We start from the raw sequence: 24,388 nt of genomic DNA, 5'->3' as shown, positions 1-24,388 counted from the left end.
ACTAAATAATGAAAGCGTTTTATTTAGATATTTTAGGGGACTTAGCTTTAAAATATTTGGATAAAATTTTGCACAAAAAAACACTAGTATACACTAGTGAATTGGAAGACCATTATGTTTTATTAACAGCGTTCTGATTTTTAGATAAGGATAAAGACGATATTTTCATTACAATAAAACAAAATAAACTAAAACCTAGTAACAACGATAATGCTGGAACCACCCAATATATAAACAATATAACACCAAGCGATCCAATTAACATAATAGTATGGAATGGCTTAGCAATGGTTAATATACACGCATACTGTAGGTACTGCACTAACTTCAAATTAAAATGAACATATAACGGAAAAACATACAATACACTAATTGCAAAAAAGACACTAATAACAAACAGACCATTAAATAACACTACTTGAAAACCTGTATTATTTAATTGTTCAATCACTTTTAAATCAACATATAAAAATACCGCAATGAAAACAATCAAGTAACCAAGAATATTTGATTTAATAAATTCCGCTTTGAATTGTTGAATAAATAACAAATAAATAGATCCAGCTTCATCTTCTAATATAATTTTTCTTATAACAGCAAACAATGCCACAGTAGCTGGAAAAAAGCCGAATACAACAAGACCAACAAATGAACATATCACCCACATTATATTCAACATAATTAGATTAAACCCTAAATTTCCAAGTCGTATATACCATCTGCTTTCTCCCATACTGCGCCTCCTCCACTCAAGTATGATGAAGTTTCTTGTTACATACACTTTAACAGAATGAACACAAGAACGATTTTAATTATTTTGGAAGGTGTTCTATAATATCTTCAGTAAAACTTATCAGAAAGTTAATATCCGTTTCCCCCTCTTAGCTTTCTTATCTTTAGGCAGGAGATTTATACAGGCTTTTTGCCGTGATAAAAAAGGGCTATTCTACTTCTTTTATTCGCTCATTAATTATTTCAACTGCTTCTTCAACAGATGCCCTAACATCTTTCTTAGCGATACCAACATCTTCAAATAAGTTCCGTACAACGGTGCTAATTTCAGGATAAGTAGGTGTTACAGGACGATTTTTAGAATAATAATATGCTTGATGTAAAAATATATTGTATGGATATTCATTAAATATAGGCAAATCCTCTGCTACTGAATACCTTGCTGGGATATCTTTCGTTATCGTCACATATTTTTTCATGGCATCATAGCTAGTTGCATAACGGATAAATTCCCATGCTTCATCAGGGTATTCTGTTTGAGCTGATATGCCTAATGCCCAACTTCCATTCGGAACTACTTGTTTATCTGCTTTAGGGAGAGGTGCTACCCCAAAATCTTCCCCCAACACAAATCCATCTTTCTCCAATTCTGTTATGGCCCATGACCCAAGAACAGTCATTGCTAATTGGTTAGTTTCAAAAGCTTTTGCCGGTAATTCAAGCGCCGCAACCTCTTCTTTATGATACAAATCTTGATAAAATTGAAGAGCTTCAATAGCTTCTTCAGAATCTAAATAACCACTTGCTGTCGAAACATCCGGGCTTAAAATATTTGCATCAAACTGCCACAAAAACGGCAACTTAAAGTAAGCAGGGGATTCTCCCGTACCAAATCCTTGAGCAGGATCAATTCCATACACAGCTTGTTCTTTACTTTGTAATGTTTTAGCTATTTCAATCGTCTCTTCCCAAGTCATAGGATTTACTGCACTTTTATCAGGAAAAGGCATATCAGCAGCTTCAAAAATATTCTTATTATAATATAATGCGATACTAGATTCTATAATGGGCATTAAATACAGATCATCTTGATAGTTTAACCCTTCTATAATCGAGGGTGGAAAATCATCTTGTATATCAATATCCCTTTCCACAAAGGATGTTAATGGTAGCAGTATTCCAGCATTTGCGTATAGTCCAAGATTAGGACTATCAATAGCCATTATATCTGGCCCTTTTTCCGTTACAAGTTCTGTTCTTAATTTCACTTCATAATTACTATATTCTATTTCCTGCATATTAATATTGACATGAGGATGCTCGATTTCAAAATCTCTTATCAACTCTCTATAGGCCTCATTTTCAGCAGTATTACCAAAATTTCGCCAGAATGTTAAGTGTACTTTTTCCTCCTCATTTATCGCCTTTTTGTCGGGGTGTTCAAAGGTTAATGGCCTTATTACTAATATAAAATAACCGATTATAAAGCTAATTAGTAAAATAAATATCAACATATACATATATTTTTTCATTTTATACACCCTTTATTTTAAATCAGAAACTGCGATAGCTTTCCGATATTCTACCGGTGTTTGGCCAACACGTTTTTTAAATACTGTACCAAAATAAGCAGAGTTAGAAAAACCGACCAAGTTAGCTACATCAATAATTTTCAAGTGCTGATCTGTCAAAAATTTCTTTGCTTCAACTATTCTTCTTGCTACTAGATACTCACTGAAATTTTGACCTGTTTGCAGTTTGAAAATTTCTGATAAATAAGCACTATTAATGTAAAATAACTCCGATAAATGTGATAACGTAATATCACTTCCATAATGTTGATCTATATATCTTTTCACACCATCTACAATGAATTTTCCATCAGAGACACGAGTATTATTTACCTTTTCCATAATAATACTTGCTAACTGTGAAAGATAATCTATCACTTGTTTTTGAGCATTAAGTTCCCAAATTGCTTGCTGAACCTTCCAAATAAACCGTTGTGTTTCCGCTGTCTCCACGCTATATCTTTTCACTATAGCACTTAAACTAAATAATATTCTATTTGCTATAAGTGAAAAAGATAGTACTGATTGTTTGTTCATATCACCAAGCAACCATTCTAGTTCTGCTCTAAATTGCGTTAAATCGGATTGTTCAATAGCATTTATTATCTTCCGTTCCAACTCTGGCGAAAAATCAGTAATACTCTCTTTTTTTACTGCTTCGCCACTCATTTGTGAACAATTCCCTACTTGACTTTGACTCCAAGATAGCAAACTAGAAATATATCCCACCTTAAAATTAGGTAATCCAGTTACTTCATCACCAATGCCAATCACAGCTTCTAATCTAAGTAATGATCGCACATAATGTTGTATAGATTTTACTAAAAAGGATGGATTGCTCGACTTATCTACTAATCTTAACAATTGCATCATATTTGCATAATTAGGATCATAAAAAGCAAACACACCATCCTGATTCTCTACCATTTCTTTACACAACATTTGGAATGCTAGTTGTAATTGTTTAGCTCGATCCGTATCCTCATTCAAATCCCTTACCTCTACCGTAATAAATTGTGCTTTTACATTTTCCTGTAATAAACTATGCAACTTTAATTGTTTCAATCTATCTTCAATAATATGATGTTGAAACCATTCTCCCTTTACTAAATGAAGTAAGTATTGCTCTTGAACTTCGTGTAATTGATTGCGTGCCAAACTTCGTACTTTTTCTATCTCTAATTGCTGCTTTCTATCATCATCCATTTCCTTCTTCATTCTTCTTAATACTGCTTGTAATTCCTCTGGATCTACAGGTTTTAATAAATAATCCTTAACTCCTTCTTTCATCGAATTTTTTACATACTCAAAATCAGAGAAACCTGATAATATAATGACTTTCATCCGCCGATTATATTCTTTACATTTCTTTGCCAACTCAATTCCATCCATTACTGGCATTCTGACATCTGTCAAAACTAAATCTATTTGATTATTATCCATTAATAAGAGCGCTTCTTCACCATTTTCAGCTTCATTAACAATTTGAAAACCTTCCTCTTCCCAATCAACTTTCCAGTGTAGCCCTTTCCTAACTTGTACTTCATCATCAACGATTATGACTCTTTTCATCTATTGTTCCTCCTCATAATCTATCACTAATGTTATACGTGTCCCTTTATTTAATTCCGATTCTATATAATAAGAGAAGAGCTCCCCATAATATAATTGCAAACGATTCAACACATTGCGAAGACCGATGCTGTTACCGCTACTTTCCAATATATTTTCTTCTGGTGTACTTTTCTCTATTAAACAATGAATAAAGTCCTGAGACATTCCAATTCCGTCATCTTCAATTACGATGGTTAGCTGATTAGCGTGATAAGTGGTTTTAATATATACGGAAGCTTGATTTTTAGAGATAAAGCTGTATTTCACTGCATTTTCAATTAATGGTTGGATAATGAATTTAATAATAGGAATATTCCGTGCCTTCGGATCATCATCAATTGAAATGTCAAGTGCCTGTTCATAACGAAGTTGAAGTATTGTTGCATAATTACGAATGTATTCTAGCTCTTCATTTAATGTAACAATATTAGATTTTGTATCTAATGAATATCTCAACATTTTACCTAAGTAAACACTAACATTTATTACATCTTTATTTTTGCCTTGTGCGGCTAATCCACCAATAATTTCTAATGTGTTATTTAAAAAATGCGGATTTATTTGTAATAGCAATGCCTTATACTCAGCATTACGTCTACGTATATTTGCTTTATATTCCTTATCAATTAGCCCCTTCAATCGTTCGACTGTAGTCGCAAATACATTCAACACATAACGAATCTCATTATTTTCAGATTTAATTGTAGGCATCACCTTTCTCACACTATTAAAATCCCCTTTTTCCAAATAATGCATCGCTTTTGTCAATTCTCGAAGCGGGTTAGTAATCGAGGAAGCAAATGCGAAGGAAGCAATAATAGTTATTAGAAATACCCCTAAACTAAGTAAAAGCAAACTCTTTTGTAGGCGATATGGACGAGCAAATAAATCTTCTTCTGTCACTTCACTCATCAAAATCCAACCATCTACTGTTAAATGTTGATAAAACAATAAATAGGTTTTCTGATCATCTTTCACCTCCAACAATCCCTGCTCGTTATCGCTACGTTTCACCTTATTCAAAGCATCAGCTATTATATTTTTTGGTGTATTTATTTCCTCAGTTAACATATTTTTACCTTGCTCATTAATAATAAATGTATTTCCGTTATCACCAATCTTCATTTTCTCCAACGCTTCTTCTATCATATCTGTAGAAAAGTTGACTTTAATCACACCACTATCATGGAAAGAATTCATATCTACTAATGGTATTAAATGGCTGTTAATTTTCATATCTCTCATTAATGCTGACTGCTGATTAGAGTCTATATGTGAATGAGTGTATGTTTTACCACGTTCCAAAAAATCGTTATACCAACCAGTACTGTCTAAATTAGCATAATCTCCCCAAATTCCTTTCCCATCATGTGTAAAAATCGAAACAGATATATTATTTGAGTTATTCACCATCATAGAACTAAGCAACATATTTAATTCATTCCTTACTAACAATCGAGCTGTGGACAATGTTTCATCATCTCTTTGTCTTGTCTCTAATTGTACCCATTCTTGTGTTATGGAATTCACCAATACTTGTTGCCCCACATCTTCTGCCTGCTTCGTAACAGAATCAATATAAAGAGAAAACTGATTCATCATCTCAACTGTTAAATCCTGTGTTTGTTCTTTAATATACATCGTAAACAAACTAGGAATAACTAAAGAAAATACAAGAAATGGAATAGTCAACAAACATGAGAATACAAGAAATAGTTTATTACGCAATGAAAAAAACATAATTATTCCTCCGAAGAATTATAGCTCCTGTTATCCACCATTAAGTTAATAAATTAATTTATTTTATCATGAAAAAATTTACATTTGTTGATTGAATCACAAAATACATATCTATTTTTCATAATTAGGATAAAAATAATTTAAAAAGGGAAGCTTTCCAACCTCCCTCTTAAATAAAACTTCTGTTACTAACTGCTTAATTCAATTCCGCAGAAAGGAGCCACTGCTGACTTGCTTTTAACGGATCATAATCCTGTAACATTAATTCCTCTTGCTCTGATACTTCTAACGCTTGACTATTAAAAACAGATAGGATTGATTTTGTACCATTCTCATTATCTTTAATGAGCCAACGTTGATTGTCATAACCTAAGTAATCATATAGTTGTATAATATTTTCTTCCGTATCTAAATCAATAGCTTTATTTCCTTCATTTCTTATTGAAAAAGAATTCTCTTCATCACCTGTTGGAACTAATGTCCAATTTGTTGGTTCTTCATCTTTTCCAACTATAACTCTTTCACCATTATTAGATGTTGCTACATAGATGGTTTGCTCAGTAGAAGCATTCATGAAAGATGTTTCTATTAAGTTAGCTTCTGCTACATTATTAATCTCAACATTTTGATATGTCGCTTGACCACCAAATACATGTAATCCAAAATGACCCTCTGCAAAAGTACCGTCTTTTATATCGATAATATTCTCACCATCCACATTAACACGTATGTGTGGACCATTCGCTTCAATTCTCACTCTGTAAACCTTACCTGTCTCAATAAACGCGGGAACTTTCTTTAGTATCATACGTTCTTCCATATGTCCATTCATCTTATAAAAGAGACGAAATGCATTCATATTGGGGTCTATATTAAAATAATAACCACTACTCCCATCTTTTGTTGCGCGAAATAATATCGACCCAGCTCCGCCTTCTTTATCAAGTAACATGTCTGCTTCATAAAGAAAATCTCCTGCTCGTTCTTCCGCCATATAATGAGCATCACTACTATGTGATCCTCTAATTCCGTTCTCAGTAGTAATCCAATGGTCCGCAGAAATATCTGCATTCCACCCCGTAAGATTAGTATTGAACTTACCATCGTAGACATTTACATCAATCTCTTGATATATTTTTCCATCTGGAGTTGAAGCCGTTATCGTTACTTCTCCTACTTCTTTAGCTTTAACTTTAGCATGTCGATAATGGCTAGATTCTATCTCGACAATATCAGTGTTTGATGAGTTCCACTTTATTGGTCGCATTTCATTGCTTTTATTACTCTGAATATCTGCATGCAACGTTTGAACACTTCCGCTATTCATTTCTAACTCTTTTCTATTTGTCACAATACTTGATTCTTGATCTATTAATCGCTCCCATATATCATCTAATCTAAAGACTTCCAGGGAAACTATATCCACAGCACCACCTTCAGTGAAAAAGCTCATCCCTCTACTCGTTGCTCTAGGGAATATCACATCAGTAAAGACTACCTCCCCATTATTCACAAACACTTCAATAGAGCCATTATCTACAAAAACATTTAGTTTAATTCGCTTATTTTCTTGAAATAACGGAGCTTCATGTAACGTTGTAAATTGATTAGAGAAGTTTGTAACACCTGAATTAGAACGATCAATAAACATTAAATGATCTTCCACATTATAGCCAAGCACTGTTTGTTCTTCTATTCCTTCTCTAAATTGGATACCGAATTCATCCACAGGGCTATCGGAAGGTATTTCTACCTCCATCTCTATTTCATAAGAAGCTTCATTTATTTTTTTCAATAGATCCGATGCCGTTTCAGGGGTTACATGTTTATCTTTTTCTTCAAAAACAGGATGACGAAGCGTTTCCAATTCTACAATTGGAGATTGAGCTAACCTAATTCCATCCGACGTATCCATTAACTGTAATTTCCTAGGAATGGTAAGTTGACCTTGCCAACCGTCTGTTGGAAAATCAAAAGGATAATCCCAATTCGTCATCCAAGCCAATGCTACACGACGATCATCTGGCATATTAGCGAATGACATAGATGCATAGAATTCTTTACCGAAATCCGTTTTTAATACATCACCAGCTTCATTATCATTAACAAATTTACCTTCTGAGGTTAATTCTCCAATAAAATATTCAGCATCAGAACCTTCAGTATTTGGATTTGCCCCTGTACTAACCATAAGAACCCATTTTTTCTGATTTGTTCCTTCAACTTGCAATTCAAAAAGATCTGGACATTCCCATACTCCACCACGAATATACTCCCCATACCCAAAATTATCTGTATGTTCCCAATTCAGAAGATCAGTCGAAGTAAATAAACGTATATGATCTCCTCCAGACACAACCATTATCCAGCGGTCATTTGTTTCATCACGAACTACCTTCGGATCACGAAAATCCCAATCACCAAGGTCTTCGTCACTCTGACCTGGATTTTCAATTACAATTGGAGTATCGGTTGAGTATTCCCAGGTACGTCCTTTATCTTTACTATAAGCAAGCCCAATTTTTTGATTACCGTTCTGCAAATCAGGATTGTAAGACGTATAAAACGCAATCAACCCTTTACCACCTGAATCAGTAAAAAGTCCAGAATCATTTTCCAAATCTGCCACTGCAGATCCTGACCATACATGCCCATGTTCATTCCAAGGTAATGCTACAGGTACATGCTTCCAATTAATTAAATCGTCACTAATCGCATGTGCCCATTTACCACCATCTTGATGAAAAAGATGATATTCTCCTTCAAAATAAACCAACCCATTCGGATCACTAACAGAGCCACGAGCAGGTGTATAATGATAATCTGGTCGGTAATTTTCTTTATAATATTCATTGGTCGGAACTGCATAGACATCTTGAAAGTAAGCTGTTCCAGTTAATGCTATTAATCCTATAAATCCTTCTGAATAGCTATTATCTATAATTTCTATTGCAGGATCCGCATAGCCATCTAAATACAAGGTCACCTGTTCTTCCTGCACTATTATTTCTAAATGATGCTTAGTGCCATTTAGTGATGGAAAAGATTGCGTAGATGTACCCAGTATCGTTCCATCAGCTTTTTGTATTCTAACTTCTATTGCAGCTTCATGTTTATTTAAAATAACCTGATAACCTTCTGTTCCATCTTCATTCATACGAAATGTTAAACCAGCCTCATTTTCTCCTTCCTTAAAGGAAATATTTCCTTCCAAAACAAAGTTAGTCATTTTGTCATCATATATTTTTTCTGCTATTTCATCATCTTCTGCATACCCTTTTAGTCCATTTATATTGGGCTGCCAATCACCTTGTTCAACCAATATGGAATCAAGATTAGTTGAGAATTCACTAATAACTACATGCTGAAATAATGCAGAGCCATTTGATACGCTTAATCCTACATATTGATTATCGTCTAACGACATATCCGTATCGATTACTGGATTATATTGATTTTCCCAGTATACTTTAATCGTTTCTTCTGCTACTTTAACTCTTAAATTGTAAATATTATCTTCTTTAATATTTACTTCTACTTCTTCTACTAATTTATTTCCCTTCTCTACATTACGTAATTGAATAACTCCTTGTTCTGGTACTAATTGAACACTATAGGAATCACGTCCATTTTCACTTGCTCCGAATAATAACGCTACCTTAGCTGATTTATCTAAAATTTGTACATCTGATGCATAATTAAACGCTTCTGATTGAACATCCGAAATAGCGAACACATTCTCATTCGATTCTGATGATAGTTTTAAACCTTTGCGTGTATCCTCGAGCTTACCTGAACCATAAATGCTCCAATTAGATACATTCGTATTTGCGTTGTTAATAGCAATAACTTCTTTCTTATCATTATCCCCCTTCGTTTCATTTAGAGCGAACAGTTGTATACTAGACAACTTAATTAATAGGCCTACTATTACAATAATTAAAAGTAAACAATAAGTGACTTTTCTTTTTATTATATAAACCATGATAAGAACTCCCTTCTAAGATCTTGCTTTTCGTTATTATGATCCAAGAATACTTCACCTTTTTTGGTTTTTTGTTCATCATCGAGTAATAAAAAAAAGAAAACTGGTTGCATATTGTTTGAATTAAGCCCCCACTTAATATAAGTCCAATATTATAGAAAACGCTTACAACTGTCAACCGATTGACACATAAAGTGAGACTTCAATCAGTGGGGTTTTTACGGATTTATGCACCATAAAAAAAAAAAAAAAAAAGAACTAGCCGCTGAATAAATCAGCGGCTAACTCTTATTTCTTCTTCCCATTCCTCTTAACAATGTCAATCGCTGGTGTTGGTGGCTCATCCATATGATAACCTAGGAAAAATCCTGTATGTGGTGGTTGATTGTAAGCGACATTTTGCCATGCAACAGATAATCGATATACGGGGTCATGCATTAACGTATAGATCTTTTCTTCTGTTACATCTGTTGTCGTGTAAATCCGTAATTCTTCACTATCTGCAGTTGGCCAGATTACTTCCTCACGCCAATCACCAAAAATATCTGCCTGCAGCGACGGATTTCCTTTCGTCCAATTGTTTGTACGTGTGCCCTCTGGAACAAAAATGGTTTCTAATCTTTCCTTTTCGTAATCCCATTTATCGATTTTTCCAACTCCATGTGGATCACTATTTGGATCAAACGTATGGTCAAGTAGTTCTCTGCCCAGATCACCTGTCCACCAAATACCAAAATTAGCGGAGCGTGGCGCATTATCTGTAATGACTTCTCCATCTATGGCATGCAAGCCACTTCCTTGGCTACCGTCCCATTCTACTGATGCCCAGAATTGTGCTCCTTCATAGCGTGGGTCAATATCTGCTATCATCCCTCTACCAACATCTTGGGCTACTTCAAATCCGTAAATTAATTCACCTGTTCCAGCATCTCGGAAGCTATAACCAATCGGAATGCTCGCATCCTCATGTGTTTGGAAAATTTGAAATCCGGGACGATTCGGGTCAAATTTACCAACATGTAGTGCATCGCCATGGCCCCACTCTGTTGTATATAAGCCTGTTCCATCATTATCTACTACCATAGAGCCGTAAACAATTTCATCTTTTCCATCACCATCAACATCTGCTACAGCTAAGCTGTGGTTACCTTGCCCAGCATAGCCTTCATTCCCTTCATCATCACTGTCAAACACCCACTCTTGTGTTAATTCACCATCACGCCAATTATATGCCGCAAGCACTGTTCTCGTATAGTATCCACGAGCCATCACAATACTTGGACGCTCACCATCTAGGTAAGCTACTCCGGCAAGGAAACGGTCGACACGGTTACCATAACCGTCACCCCAATCATTCACATCACCTCGTGGTGGATAATAATCGGTCGTTTCCAACGCTTTACCTGTTTCACCGTCAAACACTGTAAGAAATTCAGGTCCGTCTAAAATGTAACCTTGATTATTTCGCCAATCAGCATTTGCATCACCAATCACATTACCTTCTCCATCAATCGTTCCATCTGCTGTTTTCAACGCCACTTCTGATTGGCCATTTCCATCAAAATCATAAACAAGAAATTGTGTATAATGAGCGCCGGCACGAATGTTTTTACCTAGATCTAAACGCCATAATTTCGTCCCATCTAGCTTGTATGCATCTAAATAAACATTCCCTGTATACCCACTATGCGCATTATCTTTTGCATTGGATGGATCCCATTTTAAGATAATTTCATATTGACCATCACCATCCAAGTCACCAACACTTGCGTCATTGGCACTATATGTGTACTCGACTCCATCTGGTGTAGTACCGCCTTCAGGCTTATCTAGTGCAATACTTAAATAATTTTCACTCCATACACTTACTTCTTCTGTATATTTATCACCTTTACCATTCAATACCTTCACTTGATATATAGAATCTGGTGTTCCATTTTCATCAAAGTAGTTCGTACTATCTCTTATTGGCTTTTTATTTATTTTCTTTCCGTCACGGTAAATATGAAATTGAACATTCTTTGGATCCGTACCTAGCATCTTCCATCCTAGATATACCCCACCATCTGATTCAACAGCAACTAATGCTCGATCAAGGTCTTCCATCTGTCGTTTGGCATCTTGTGACGCATCTTTTTTTGCATCAAGCAGACTAGAAGGCAATAAACCTATGAACAGGACAACACCAAAAGTAATTAGGATTTTCTTCACCAATTTCATTCCTCCTCGTATTTATCATACTAGAATAACGTGACGGTTTTCCTTCACACCTCCTTGTCGTGATTTTAGAGGTTTAGGATAACGCTTACATTTTACGTTTTCAAAAATAACTAAACCTCTTCGTTGGATAGTCTAAAATCTTAACATACGCTTGTCAATCAAACCTCTGATTTTTAACCAAACATCTCTGAAAAGTGGTACAAGCAAAGTCACCAAGAAGGCTATAAGGGAGTACTTTTCTTAATAAAGGTTATTTTTAATTTAATGTGTTGTTATGGAAAAACTGTGGTATATTATAAAGTGAGACTTCAATCAGTGGGGGTTTTTGACACCCACTAATTGTTAGCGAAACTTATCAGGGCGTTAGCGTCCGTTTATCGCCCGCTTAGCTTCTTTGTTTTAACTCGAATCTTGAAGTGGGGTATTACGGACTCATGCACCGTGATAAATAGAAATGTCATAACATAGTAAAAACCGTAGACACTCCAACGTCTACGGTTACAATAGACCTAATCCCGATAAGTGGGGATAGGCAGACTTAAGAAAATAATCCCTTAGTGCCTGGCAAAGCACATGAGGGGTTATTTTTTGTCGTTTTGTCGGACATAGTAAAGTGGGACTTCAATCAATAGGGTTTTTAACTCACACTAAAACGGATTATAAAACCGATTCCCATCGTAAAACGTAACAAGCATCGCTACAATAAACAATACAACACTAATTATCAATGTAAAGAAATCAGGCTTTAACAACGGTCTAGCACTATACCAAGTACGTTTTTTATGTTTGCCAAAACTACGTAACTCCATCGCATTACTGATTACTTCAATTCTATCCAAACTAGAGAAAATCAATGGTAGCATAATAGACGCAACGTTTTTCAGTCGTTTGATCAACTTTTCATTTTTGGATAAGTCAATTCCTCTTGTTTGCTGCACTTGTGCAATTGTTCGAAAATCTCGTTGAATGTCTGGAATATAACGTAATGCCAAGGATACAGCAATACCAATTTTATAACTGATCCCTATCTTATTCAGTGATGCAGCAAACTCACTTGGATGGGTCGTTAAAATAAATAACAATGCCGCTGGAATAACAACGAAATATTTTAATGTGATATTTAATTGGTAAAACAATTGCTCCCATGTCAGATTATATCTACCTATCCCTTCCCAAATCACATGACTAGTTCCGTAAATAGATACTCCCTCACTTGGAGAAAATAGATAAATAGCTACATTATTCAGTGCAAGAAATGCTAGAATAATAATCAAGACAAAGGAAATATCTCTCACACTAATTTTAGATAGACTGAATATGACAAGGCTTGCAATAAATAAGACGCAAAGCACTCTTGTATCATAGGTAAGCATTGCAACAGATGACCATAATAAAAACACAATGAGCTTTGTCAATCCTGACAATCGATGTATCGGAGATGTTCGTTCCATGTATCCTAAAATATTTACAGCCATCTTTTTCGAACCTTTCTATCATAAGCTATGAATTGATGTACAAATGCTTTCGGATCTTGGGCATTCGCTTTCTGCGCAAGATCAAACAAAGAAGTGCGTTTTAAATTGGCTTTTACTACTACTTGATCGTCTGTTAATACATCAACAGCTGACCGATCAGCGATTAACCTTCCATCTGCTAATACGATCGACCTTGATGTGTACTCTAACATTAAGTGCATGTCATGGGTAATGAACATGATCGTTGTGCCATTAGCATTTAGTTCTTGTAAGAAGGTCATCATTTCCGTATAATGACGAAAATCTTGACCAGCAGTTGGTTCATCTAAAATAAGAATACTCGGTTCAAGTACTAATATCGAAGCGATGGTTACTCGTTTCTTTTGTCCATAGCTCAAAGCAGAAATCGGCCAATTACGAAATGGATATAAGCCAAACACTTTTAATGCATGTATGACTCGTTTGTCTATTTCTGCTTGATCATAACCACGATTGATTAAGCCTAATGCAATTTCATCATAAATGAAATGCTTCGTAATCATATGATTAGGATTTTGCAATACAAAACCGATCTTACTTGCTCGGTCAAAAATCGTTTTGTTCGATATATCCTCACCATGCAATAGAATTTCACCACTATCCATCTGCTCAAAACCACAAATCAGCTTAGACAATGTAGATTTTCCTGCTCCATTTTTGCCGACAATACTAACCATTTCACCTTGCCTAATCGAAAAAGAAATATTTTGTAATATCGGATTTTCTGCATAGTTGAATTGTAGATTATGAACTTCTAATATATTTTCAGAAAATGATTGGGTAGCATCATCCTGTACTATCGACCATTGTTGTAAAGCTGTTTTGTTAGACGCTGACAGTTCTAAACGAGTGAGATCCGCTAATTGCATCTGTGAATGAAGCGGACAATCCGCATACTTTAATGCTTTTAAATAAAGTGGTTCTCGAATAGCTACTTGCTCTAACACATCACTTGCTAACAAGTCATTTGGCTTCCCATTGAACACAATCTTCCCTTCATCCATCACAATCACTCGGTCAAACTCGATATGCAAAGCATCTTCCAGACGGTGCTCAATCATCACAATCGTTTTATCCGTCTCTTGATGGACACGATCAATCAAATCCATCGCATACTGTCCTGTTGCTGGATCTAAATTTGCTAATGGCTCATCAAATAGAAGAATATCTACCTTTTCATCTACCATCACACCACCAAGTGAGACACGCTGTTTTTGTCCGCCGGAAAGCTCATGTGTCGCATGATTCATATGGTCCTCGACCTCTACTAGTTCTGCCACTTGCTGGACAATTTCTTTCATTTCCTGCTGTGGTACCTGCTCATTTTCTAATGAAAAAGCAAGATCCTCTCCAACTGTAATACCAATAAATTGACCGTCTGTATCTTGTAACACCGTACCTACCATTGTCGATATCGTAAAAATATCTAAATCCTTCGTGTTCTGCCCGTTTATCAAAAGCTCTCCTTCGATTTTCCCTTTATAAGAGAATGGCACTAGCCCATTTAAACAATGAACGAGTGTACTTTTTCCTGAGCCGGAAGGGCCTAAAATCAATACTTTTTCGCCTTGATAAATCGTCGCATCTATGTTGTGTAAGGTAGGTTCTGTTTGGCTATGATATTTAAATGTAAATTGATTAAATGCTATGATTGGCTCTTTCATGGTATACTCCTTTATCATGCTACGATTCCTTCGACAGACTATTTCCTTTCGTTCTTGTCTTCGCATAAGCTGCAAGTAAGATGGTACCGACTACGCCAACAGATATAATGTTAGAAATACTTGCTACCGCTCCTTGTGTGAATACTTTACTAGCTGGTTCGGCATAAATAAGAATATCTAATAATGGCGCGAGTAAAATCCAGCCAATCGCTTGTACAATAACCTGTACTACATTAAACGTCACTATTTGCTTTGTTCCAAACTCTCCATTTTCTACGGCAATCTTTCGTGCAAATAATCCGATAAATAGTCCAATAAACAGGGAAACAAACACCCAACTCCACCAAATCGAACCCCATAATAAAACATCTTTAAGCGCATGACCAATCAAGCCGATAAGTCCACCTGCAATAGGACCAAATAACACTGCCATGAAGGCTAAAAATGCTACTGCCGTTTCAATATTTGTATTGGGAATCCCAGTTGGAATCGTTAAAAACCTCCCTAAAATAACGTATACAGCAGCACCAATACCAATCGCCACAATTGTTCTAATTGATAAGTTCCCTTTCATTATTCCTCTCTCCCTTTAGAAAAATATGAGCTGTGTCCTTCTGTTGTCGATTCTTTTTAACTATATACAATCCTCGGTGCTTTGCGTACAATTAATTTCCATTTCTCCCCTGTTTGAATTTGATAAGCTTGTGCAAAAGACCCTTGATTCAATGCAACACCGATATTTTCTAGTGAATTAATATAGAGAAGCGGTTCTCCAACTCGTGTATCCGCAAATGATTTACCATAGGACATCACATTTTTATATACTTGTCTTGAACCATCTAATATTGTTACCTCTAACGTATCACCATAATTAATCTCTTCATTTTGAAAATATTCCTTCGAGATATTCGTCCATAAATTTCCGAATCGAATATCTAAAATATCGATATTACCTGTGATCATGCCATCCTCCACTGTTACTTCTGGTGTGGAGAGTTTCACCAACTGTTCCCTATCTAACTTCTTTCCAACTTCTTCAAATGTAATAACGCCTGTCGCAAGTCTCGCTCCTGTATATGCATATACATCTCGACCATGAAACGTATAGGATTCATAAGATTTTTCCAATCGATTCACTTTTTCATCTATTTCTCTAACCTCTTTAATGCCAATCGAATTCGCAAGATGTGTCACAGTCCCATTGTCAGGTGTCACAATATAGTGGTTACTAGTTGTTTGAACGACAATACTTAATCGTTCCGATCCTACCCCAGGATCAACTACCGAAACAAAAACGGTTCCTTCCGGCCAATAACTAATCGTTTGATAAAGTCTATACGAAGCCTCCCAAATATTGTACGCTGGTATATCATGTGTAATATCGTATAAATCCAAATCTTGCTCTACTGTTTTCGCCACACCATACATTGCACTCACCGCACCATCACTTGTACCAAAATCTGATTGAAATACTAAATTGTTCGACATAATTATTACCTCCTAGATGTATGTAATTACTAAAAAACGCCCTTATTGCTCTTATGAACAACAAGGGCGTTGACTATTTAATTCAACACGGTACCACCTTTATTTACTGCCTACTCACGTAAACAGTCTCTATAAGTACTCCGCCTAACAAGGCTTTCATACTTTGGTATAGATAACGAGTACCAAATCTCGTCGCCACTTACTTGCACCATTATCGGATACGTTCAGTACGAAGCTCCAAGGCCATTTTCAGCATCTGTATTTTTACTTCTTTTCAGCTACCGAAGCTCTCTGTCAAAAAACACGCGAAACTTACTTTCCCTTTTCATCACTTTTGCAATCATTATTCATTTGTCAATCTTATAAAGGATTATACGCAAAATGATGAAAAAGCGCAAGTTGTTTTTTGAATTTTTAAATTATTCCATCTATAAATGATCACTAATTTATTGGATGAGTGAAAGGTTTCGCCAGTGCGATATATATGTTCTTGTCTTAGTATTCGGTTTTCCCTATATAATTACTCTTTTCATGAGCAAACAGGAATATGTAAGCAGTATTCTACTAACAATCAATTCTGTTAGTAGTACTATTTTTAGTAAAATCCATTGTTAAAACACAAAAACTCGTTAATTCATATATGTTCCACCATTAATATTAATAGTTTCACCAGTAATAAAATCTGACATGAATGATGCGAGAAAAAGTATAACATCTGCAACATTTTGCGGTTTCCCTAATTTCTTTAATGGTATTTTAGAAACTACAGTTTGATAATATTCATCTGACCATTGTTTAATCATATCTGTTTCAACAGGGCCTGGTGACACACCATTTACGTATATATTATACTCAGCCATTTCTATTGCTAAATGCTTAGTTAAATAATCAATCCCAGCCTTCGAAGCACCGTATGCCGGGATTGCATTTTTATGACCAGATTTTGCAGTAGTTGAACTTACATTGACAATCTTTCCATAGTTTTGCTTTATCATATACGGTAAAACAGCTTTACAAAAGTATATATTCCCATTCAAATTAACATCCATAACCTTTTTCCAATCTTCTATATCCATATCGAGAGTAGATGTACGCATATTCATACCCGCATTATTGATCAAAATATCAATATGTCCATATTCCTTAATCGCTTGTGAAACTACTTTTGTTGCTGTTTCAAAATTTGTTACATCACCAACAGAAACCATACATTTTCTTCCCATTTCATTTACCTTGCCTGCCACTTCATTTAGTAGATCAACTTTTGTGCCTGATATTACTAACGAAGCACCATGCCAGGCTAATGTTAATGCTGTTTGTCTACCAATGCCTCGACTTGCACCAGAAACAATCGCTACTTTATCCTGTAATAACATATCTTCACTCCAATAAAAATGTCTATGTTGTTACTAAAACACATAATCCTTATTCCATTAGAATATTAGGCAAAAACGTAACAACATGAGGGAACAAAATAATAAGAATAATAGAAACTAAATATATACATACAAAAATGATAATCTGTCTCATCATTCTTAATACATTTGTATCAGCTACTTTAGCAGCTAACAAAATTGATAAACCATATGGAGGTGTCACTGTACCTAAGCGAATAGACATAACTGTCACAATACCTGCCACAACTGGATCGATACCTAACCCTTGAATAATCGGCACTGACAATGGAACGAAAATTAACATCGCAGAGTTCGGTTCCATAAAAGTTCCTAAAACAACATATAACAGCATTAATAATAATAGAAACATAAGGGGATTAAAGTTGTTTTCTATTAATAAATTAATGATTGGATCTAATGCTTTATAATACGAAAGCACCCAAGAAAGTAATGCTGCAGCAGCAATTAAAATATAAATGGAGGCCGAGTCAATAACTGCCTTTCTTGTAACCTCCATATATTTTTTGAAATTCCTTTCTTTTTTAATAAAAAAAGCAACAATAAAAACATATACAACTGCTATACTCGCAGCTTCTGTTGCTGTAAATATACCAGACATTATCCCTACTATAACTACCAAAAATAAACTCACTGGAAAGATACTCTTCTTTAAAGCAACTGTTTTAGATAAGGTCTGATCATTTGGTAAACCAATCTGTTCATTCTGAATATCACCCACATCATGTTTTTTAGCGTACATGTAGGCATATACCATTTGTGTAATACCTATTAAAATACCTGGTACAATTCCCGCGATGAATAAAGCTGCTACAGAGGTTTGCGCTAACGCTCCATACACAATCAACAAAATACTCGGTGGAATAATGGATCCGATTGTTGAAGATGCTGCAGTAATCGTAGCAGCAAATTCTTTACTATACCCCGCTTTAATCATTGCAGGAATTAAAATTCTGCCTAGTGAAGCTACATCCGCAACTGAAGATCCAGAAATAGCACCAAAAAATACACTTGTAACAATGTTCATATGTGCCAAGCTACCCTTTAATTTACCTACCAATGCTTTTGAAATATAAATTAAATCATCTGTTACTTTAGTTAAATTCATCAGTGCTCCACAAAAGATGAATAAGGGAATTGCTAATAAAGTAAAACTTGAAAACGACTCAATCATGATAGAACTTGCCTGCGTCAGGCTGATTAATGGTTCAAATAAAAGTGGAATAACAGCTGCTATGATGATACTAAAAGCAACAGGTACACCAATTAACAAGCAAACAAAAAAGATTAAGATGATGGAAAGTAGTATCATTTCTTCTTGACCTCATTTCTAGCCAATAGCTCTCGACTGTTTATCAAGTGGAAGTACAACATCAGTATCGAACCTACCAAGAAAGCTGAGTAATAATAAATAAGTGTTGGCTGTGTTGATAATATTCTGATAGGCACAAGTTCTGTTCTATTTAATCCTGATTGAAATGCTGCAATCCCAATAAAAACAAGAATCCCCATCCCAAAAATTGAGAGAATAAACACAACAAGTAACCTTATTCTATTTATTCTCTCACTTATATAATCTGAGAAAATATCAATTTCCAAATGCATCTTTTCTTTAACAGCTAGTGCCGAACCAATAAAGACCAACCACATTAATGAGAAATTCCGTAGCACCTCTAGTTCAGGAATAGAGTACGAAAAAACATATCTACTTAAAACACCCACAAATAACGTGACAGCCAATAGTATCATCATAAAAACACTAATAGCATGGGCTATTTTCACAATATACGAAGTCAATTTTGATTGAAGCAAATCGCTCACCTCCACATATCACCTATCGAAAGTTATACTGTTTTCTAACAATACGCGCTAGAAAACAGTATGTTCAATTAATAAAAAATATCTTCCACTTCATCTACAACATCATACTCTTCTGCTAATTTATCCAATTGCTCCCTAGATCTTTCGATAAATCCTTCACGATCAATTTCAGTGAATGTTACATCAAAATCTTCCTTCAGTGTCTCCATATCTCTTTCTGCCTGTTCAAACGCTTTCGCTATATATTCTGGTTGAACTACTTCTGCTGCGTTTGCTATAGCTTCTTTATGCTCATCACTTAAAGATTCGTATCGATTATTATTCATTACAACAAAGCCTAGGGTTAAATTATGTTGAGTCCTAGCCACATATTTTGCAACTTCACCAAATCTATTATTAAGCATAGAATCTAAACTATTCTGTGAACCTTCTACCACTCCAGTTTGTAAAGCTGAATACACCTCGTTTAAATCTATACTCGTAGGATTCGCTCCTAAAGCTTTCCACCATTCTATTTCAGTAGCACCTGTACCGCTACGCATTTCTTTGCCTTGTAAATCTTCCACTGATTCAATTGGGAAAGTACTCAAAATATTACGTTCTATTCCACCAATATACATCAAAGTATTCAAACCTGGATTTTCCACTAACTTTTCCTCAAAATATGATAGTTTATCACCTGAGTTTACAATTGACTCGAAGTGCTCTTGATCTCTAAACAAATAATTACTACTTAGTACATTAAAAACAGGACTATGTTCTGCAAACCAACCTGGATCAGAATAAATAAAATCGATATCTCCAGAAATAACAGATTGATACAAACTTGAAGCATTTCCCAGAGTTCCATCTGTATGAACTGTTATCTCAATTTCTCCATCACTCTGCTCTTCAATTTCATCAGCAAATGCTTGTAATGCTTGTGCTAACAAAGTATCTTTCGGGTTTATCGTAGCTGCTACTAAACTAACTGATTCACCATTACCAGATGAAATGGTTTCAGCCCCTGAATCATCCGAGCAAGCAACCGCTATCATTAATATTAGAGTGAAACTAAATATAAAACTCATTTTCTTCACAACTTTTGATGAAAACATATTCCTTTCTCCTCCTTCTTAGCAAAAGCATTAACTCTTAATCCATTCTTCTGTTACAACAACATGCTTTATAAAATGACGTAAGTAGGTAAATGTAATGTGAATTTTTCCATCATCTGTTTGCTTAATAGAGGGGTAAGAAAATTCTGGATGTTCAGCAAAAACATCTTCTTTCGTTATAATGTTTTTCTTATAGTTCCATGTTTCTCCATCATCATCCGAAAGTGCTATAGTTAAGGGTGCCCTTATAACCCCCCAAATAGATTCTTGTTCTTTTATATTTTTGTCAACCCCAACTTTGTCCATGTCACTCTTATCAAACCAAGGAGGTCTATTTTCATTTGGTGGCGCTAATTCGGCGTTAACATCATTAAAAATAATGGCTAATTCATCGTTTTTCAACCTTATTACTTGTATAGAAGCGTTATTGTTCATTAACTCTGTTTGCTTTGGAGTTGTCCATGTTCTACCATGATCATTTGATTTACTTATATAAATATAGTCTGCTTTTCTACTACGAAAAAAGCCAAGAAGATTATCTTGTTTATCTGATACGATAGACATATGAACTAATCCTTTACTATCCTTTACCACATGTTCTGTCCATGTCTTACCATGATCATTTGATATTTTCACTACGCTAAAGTCATTTCCTAAAAATCCAGTTCGCGATTTCAAACTATAGTATGCAGGTAACACTAATTCACCCGTTTCTAATTTAATTGGCTTATTTCGCACAAAAATACCTGGCTTGTCAAATAATGTTCTGATTTCACTCCATGTATATCCATTGTCAGTAGAGATTCTATATCGTACAACAGAGGATTCTTGATGAACAGCATTCTGAGCTGTATAAATCAACCATAGTTCACCATTTGTATTTTCAAATAGAACCGGATTCTGCTCAGATCTCTCTGTATCATCTGAAAGAACAATTGGCTGACTCCATTCTTTCTCATCTTTTTTTAGTCTCGAACACATTATTGAAATATCAGGTTTTCCTTCTCTTGAACCACTAAACCAAACACATAATATATCCCCATTAGCTAATACATGTAAATTAGAAGCATGGTTATGTGGATATAAAGCAGGAATATCCCTCGTTAATTGAAACGCTTTCAAATCATCCATCAAAACTCTCCCCCTAACCGAAAGATTAATTATATTGCTATACACTAATAATAAACATTCTTCAACCTATTTCGGAGCAAGTTCAGCAGCCGATTGTATTGCAGCGATCATACTCCGATTATCTGCAATGTTTTTACCAGCAATATCAAATGCTGTTCCATGGTCTACAGAAGTTCGAATTATTCCATAGTTTAAACCAATTGTTATATTAACTCCTTCTTCTAAACCTAATACCTTTATAGGTACATGCCCTTGATCATGATAACAAGCAACGACTATATCAAAATCACCTCGAACTGCTCGAAAGAATAATGTATCAGCTGGATGTGGCCCACTCACATTTACTCCTTCTTCCTGTGCTCTTTTAATAGCTGGAACTAATTTTGCCTCTTCTTCACCTTCACCAAACAACCTGTTTTCACCTGCGTGTGGATTGATACCACAAACTGCGATTCTTGGCACTTTATAACCTGCACGTTTTAGTGCAGTATCTGCTAAGTCAATAACAGTATAAGCTCTCTCTGGGTTAATAGTATCAATTGCTTCTTTCAAGCCAACATGTGTCGTCAAATGTATGACTTTTAGTTTTGGAGAACTTAACATCATAGAATAATCATCTGTTTCTGTTAGCGTTGCCAATATTTCTGTATGCCCTGGAAATTGATGTCCCCCTTTTACTAATGCTTCTTTATTTAAAGGAGCTGTGCATATAGCTTGTATCTGACTTTCTTTAGCCAATTCAACTGCCTTTTTAATAAATTGAAATGCTGCATTTCCTGCTATTGGTGAAACTTCACCAAATGCTAAATTCTCTGGTAATAGATTTAAATCTATACAGTCAACTGTTCCATAACGAAACTGAGCTTCTTGTACTTCCTGGATTATATTTACAACAATCTCTGAATCTGTAATATCAATTACTCGTTTTAATATTTTTGCATCACCTATTACAACTGGTTTACAAAATTCATAAATAGCTGAATCCTCTAAAGCCTTTATAATAATTTCTGGTCCGATACCAGCTGCATCCCCCATTGTTATACCAATTGTTGGCCTCATATGTTCACCACCTTAATAATTAAACTGTAAGATTAGAAATTCACTTTATTATCCTGACTGCTATTATTTAATTGTTTTAATACGTTTGTCATTACTTGAATAGTCCCGAAACTACCGGCCTTTGTGACCGTTATAATTTCATCCTGTGTTCCAATTTTTCCAATTGGAACACCTAATTCTAGTTCACCGATCAATTGATAATTTTTAATTCTTAGTCTAGTAAATACTTGTTGCGCTGTATCTCCACCTGTTAGAAATAGATTTCGAATTTTTAAAGCTTTAACAATAGAAACCGCTATATCTCCTAAGGCCTTTGAAATCCAATCACTAATTTCTGTAGGATGAATACCTTTATCTATTCCAACAGTTTTCACATTATCTACATCAGCAGATGAATACAAAGCCACACTCTTCCCAGCCATAATAGCTTCTTTTATTGTCGATTGAATGTCTGTCACTTCTTTTTCTTTCACTTCATAACCAGTAAGAATCTTAGCTGAATCCATCTCAACTCCAACCACATCAGAACTCGACAAAAGATGCTCGAGTTGTTGCCTTCCAACCTTGCTAATACTTCCAACCACAAATAAAACTGGTTTATTGTTTGGCTGGATATTATTTCTCTCCTCTTGTACCCGATATCCTAATAATGCTGGTAAATAATTAATCAAACCTGCCGATCCACATAGAACGGATCGATAGTCTGAATTCATAACATCCATTAATCGTTTTAAATCTTCTTCTATAACAGCATCAACAGTAATATAAGAAATCCCTTGTTTTTTCCAATTGCGCAATCGTTTTCGAATAAAGTCATTTCCTTTTCGTAAATCTTTATAAGTTAGATGCTTTACACTTCGCCCTGACGAATGTTGGATCAATTTACTTACATCAGATTCATGAACCGGGGTTTTAGGGTCATTTGCTACTTCTGTTTTACTTAGCTTTATTCCATCAAGATAATGAATCCCATCTTTAACGACTCTCCTATTACTCGGATGCGCTGGGGTAATAAATACAAAATCTGGTTGAAATTTATCATATATAGCATTCAATTCAGAGCCTATATTTCCTCTCATAGTTGAGTCAATTTTTTTATAAACAATGTCAAAAGTCATCTCCTTAATTTGTTCACACGTTTCACTAACTGTAAGGTATGCTTGATCATTTGTCATCGCTCTGCTATCTGTGTTAAAAATAATTACATCTTTATTAGTTTCTAAGTCATTCGTATCACTTTGAATTACCACTGATACATCTAAATCATATTGAACAAGTTGAACCCCTGTATCACATGCGCCTGTTAAGTCATCTGCAACGATAGCTATTTTCATCAT

At 35.1% G+C, this 24,388-nt stretch carries 17 protein-coding genes and 1 other annotated feature; all 17 genes read right to left on the bottom strand.

Features of this window, described 5'->3' with window-relative positions; genetic code table 11:
- Window positions 1–112: 112 nt before the first annotated feature.
- Complete coding sequence (locus tag SH601_RS05965) at window positions 113–733, bottom strand: YesL family protein (RefSeq protein ID WP_319957356.1); 621 nt, start codon at window positions 731–733, stop codon at window positions 113–115.
- A 208-nt stretch (window positions 734–941) separates the two neighbouring features.
- The gene (locus SH601_RS05960; RefSeq protein WP_319957355.1) at window positions 942–2,264 is read right to left on the bottom strand and encodes an ABC transporter substrate-binding protein; all 1,323 of its coding nucleotides are present in this window, start codon (window positions 2,262–2,264) and stop codon (window positions 942–944) included.
- A gap of 12 nt (window positions 2,265–2,276) precedes the next feature.
- Window positions 2,277–3,875, bottom strand: coding sequence for a response regulator transcription factor (locus tag SH601_RS05955; protein WP_319957354.1), 1,599 nt, complete (start codon window positions 3,873–3,875; stop codon window positions 2,277–2,279).
- Window positions 3,876–5,657 (bottom strand): cache domain-containing sensor histidine kinase, encoded by a 1,782-nt coding sequence (locus SH601_RS05950; RefSeq protein WP_319957353.1) that lies wholly within the window; start codon window positions 5,655–5,657, stop codon window positions 3,876–3,878.
- Window positions 5,658–5,853: 196 nt separating this feature from the next.
- Entirely contained in the window at window positions 5,854–9,642 is a 3,789-nt protein-coding gene (locus SH601_RS05945; protein ID WP_319957352.1) for a GH32 C-terminal domain-containing protein, read from the bottom strand.
- Between the two features lie 288 nt (window positions 9,643–9,930).
- Complete coding sequence (locus tag SH601_RS05940) at window positions 9,931–11,862, bottom strand: rhamnogalacturonan lyase (protein WP_483401891.1); 1,932 nt, start codon at window positions 11,860–11,862, stop codon at window positions 9,931–9,933.
- A gap of 647 nt (window positions 11,863–12,509) precedes the next feature.
- Window positions 12,510–13,337, bottom strand: a complete 828-nt coding sequence (locus tag SH601_RS05935; protein WP_319957351.1) for an energy-coupling factor transporter transmembrane component T family protein — start codon at window positions 13,335–13,337, stop codon at window positions 12,510–12,512.
- Window positions 13,328–15,040, bottom strand: a complete 1,713-nt coding sequence (locus tag SH601_RS05930) for an ABC transporter ATP-binding protein (protein WP_319957350.1) — start codon at window positions 15,038–15,040, stop codon at window positions 13,328–13,330. Before SH601_RS05930 ends, SH601_RS05935 begins: the two co-directional genes overlap by 10 nt.
- A 19-nt stretch (window positions 15,041–15,059) precedes the next feature.
- Window positions 15,060–15,614, bottom strand: a complete 555-nt coding sequence (locus SH601_RS05925) for an ECF-type riboflavin transporter substrate-binding protein (protein WP_319957349.1) — start codon at window positions 15,612–15,614, stop codon at window positions 15,060–15,062.
- A 56-nt stretch (window positions 15,615–15,670) separates the two neighbouring features.
- A complete protein-coding gene (locus tag SH601_RS05920) occupies window positions 15,671–16,528 on the bottom strand; it encodes an SAM hydrolase/SAM-dependent halogenase family protein (protein ID WP_319957348.1) in 858 nt (285 codons plus the stop codon).
- Window positions 16,529–16,587: 59 nt separating this feature from the next.
- Window positions 16,588–16,866, bottom strand: a binding site (T-box leader).
- Window positions 16,867–17,157: 291 nt separating this feature from the next.
- Window positions 17,158–17,904, bottom strand: coding sequence for an SDR family NAD(P)-dependent oxidoreductase (locus tag SH601_RS05915; protein WP_319957347.1), 747 nt, complete (start codon window positions 17,902–17,904; stop codon window positions 17,158–17,160).
- Window positions 17,905–17,953: 49 nt separating this feature from the next.
- Window positions 17,954–19,255: a TRAP transporter large permease gene (locus tag SH601_RS05910; RefSeq protein WP_319957346.1), complete on the bottom strand. Its 1,302-nt coding sequence runs from the start codon at window positions 19,253–19,255 to the stop codon at window positions 17,954–17,956.
- Window positions 19,252–19,755 carry a TRAP transporter small permease gene (locus tag SH601_RS05905; RefSeq protein WP_319957345.1) on the bottom strand — a complete coding sequence of 168 codons (504 nt, stop codon included), beginning with the start codon at window positions 19,753–19,755 and terminating at the stop codon, window positions 19,252–19,254. The genes SH601_RS05910 and SH601_RS05905 overlap by 4 nt, the downstream gene beginning before the upstream one ends.
- 77 nt (window positions 19,756–19,832) lie before the next feature.
- Window positions 19,833–20,861 carry a TRAP transporter substrate-binding protein gene (locus SH601_RS05900; RefSeq protein ID WP_319957344.1) on the bottom strand — a complete coding sequence of 343 codons (1,029 nt, stop codon included), beginning with the start codon at window positions 20,859–20,861 and terminating at the stop codon, window positions 19,833–19,835.
- 30 nt (window positions 20,862–20,891) lie between these two features.
- Window positions 20,892–21,992, bottom strand: a complete 1,101-nt coding sequence (locus SH601_RS05895) for a sialidase family protein (RefSeq protein ID WP_319957343.1) — start codon at window positions 21,990–21,992, stop codon at window positions 20,892–20,894.
- A gap of 66 nt (window positions 21,993–22,058) precedes the next feature.
- Complete coding sequence (gene pdxA, locus SH601_RS05890) at window positions 22,059–23,051, bottom strand: 4-hydroxythreonine-4-phosphate dehydrogenase PdxA (protein WP_319957342.1); 993 nt, start codon at window positions 23,049–23,051, stop codon at window positions 22,059–22,061.
- A 32-nt stretch (window positions 23,052–23,083) separates the two neighbouring features.
- Entirely contained in the window at window positions 23,084–24,385 is a 1,302-nt protein-coding gene (locus SH601_RS05885; RefSeq protein WP_319957341.1) for a four-carbon acid sugar kinase family protein, read from the bottom strand.
- Between the last annotated feature and the right edge of the window lie 3 nt (window positions 24,386–24,388).

It is taken from the genome of Gracilibacillus pellucidus, assembly GCF_033949965.1.
Lineage (GTDB): Bacteria > Bacillota > Bacilli > Bacillales > Amphibacillaceae > Gracilibacillus > Gracilibacillus pellucidus.
Note: the sequence above shows the minus strand (reverse complement) of the source record. Positions and strands in the feature narration are given on the sequence as shown.

Bases quoted from the DNA above. Each gene is read 5' to 3' on its own strand.
- pdxA (WP_319957342.1), bottom strand. From the start codon at position 23,051: ATGAGGCCAACAATTGGTATAACAATGGGGGATGCAGCTGGTATCGGA.
- SH601_RS05900 (WP_319957344.1), bottom strand. From the start codon at position 20,861: ATGTTTTCATCAAAAGTTGTGAAGAAAATGAGTTTTATATTTAGTTTC.
- SH601_RS05935 (WP_319957351.1), bottom strand. From the start codon at position 13,337: ATGGCTGTAAATATTTTAGGATACATGGAACGAACATCTCCGATACAT.
- SH601_RS05920 (WP_319957348.1), bottom strand. From the start codon at position 16,528: ATGTCGAACAATTTAGTATTTCAATCAGATTTTGGTACAAGTGATGGT.
- SH601_RS05895 (WP_319957343.1), bottom strand. From the start codon at position 21,992: ATGGATGATTTGAAAGCGTTTCAATTAACGAGGGATATTCCTGCTTTA.
- SH601_RS05960 (WP_319957355.1), bottom strand. From the start codon at position 2,264: ATGAAAAAATATATGTATATGTTGATATTTATTTTACTAATTAGCTTT.
- SH601_RS05930 (WP_319957350.1), bottom strand. From the start codon at position 15,040: ATGAAAGAGCCAATCATAGCATTTAATCAATTTACATTTAAATATCAT.
- SH601_RS05965 (WP_319957356.1), bottom strand. From the start codon at position 733: ATGGGAGAAAGCAGATGGTATATACGACTTGGAAATTTAGGGTTTAAT.
- SH601_RS05885 (WP_319957341.1), bottom strand. From the start codon at position 24,385: ATGAAAATAGCTATCGTTGCAGATGACTTAACAGGCGCATGTGATACA.
- SH601_RS05945 (WP_319957352.1), bottom strand. From the start codon at position 9,642: ATGGTTTATATAATAAAAAGAAAAGTCACTTATTGTTTACTTTTAATT.
- SH601_RS05925 (WP_319957349.1), bottom strand. From the start codon at position 15,614: ATGAAAGGGAACTTATCAATTAGAACAATTGTGGCGATTGGTATTGGT.
- SH601_RS05950 (WP_319957353.1), bottom strand. From the start codon at position 5,657: ATGTTTTTTTCATTGCGTAATAAACTATTTCTTGTATTCTCATGTTTG.
- SH601_RS05940 (WP_483401891.1), bottom strand. From the start codon at position 11,862: ATGAAATTGGTGAAGAAAATCCTAATTACTTTTGGTGTTGTCCTGTTC.
- SH601_RS05955 (WP_319957354.1), bottom strand. From the start codon at position 3,875: ATGAAAAGAGTCATAATCGTTGATGATGAAGTACAAGTTAGGAAAGGG.
- SH601_RS05915 (WP_319957347.1), bottom strand. From the start codon at position 17,904: ATGTTATTACAGGATAAAGTAGCGATTGTTTCTGGTGCAAGTCGAGGC.
- SH601_RS05910 (WP_319957346.1), bottom strand. From the start codon at position 19,255: ATGATACTACTTTCCATCATCTTAATCTTTTTTGTTTGCTTGTTAATT.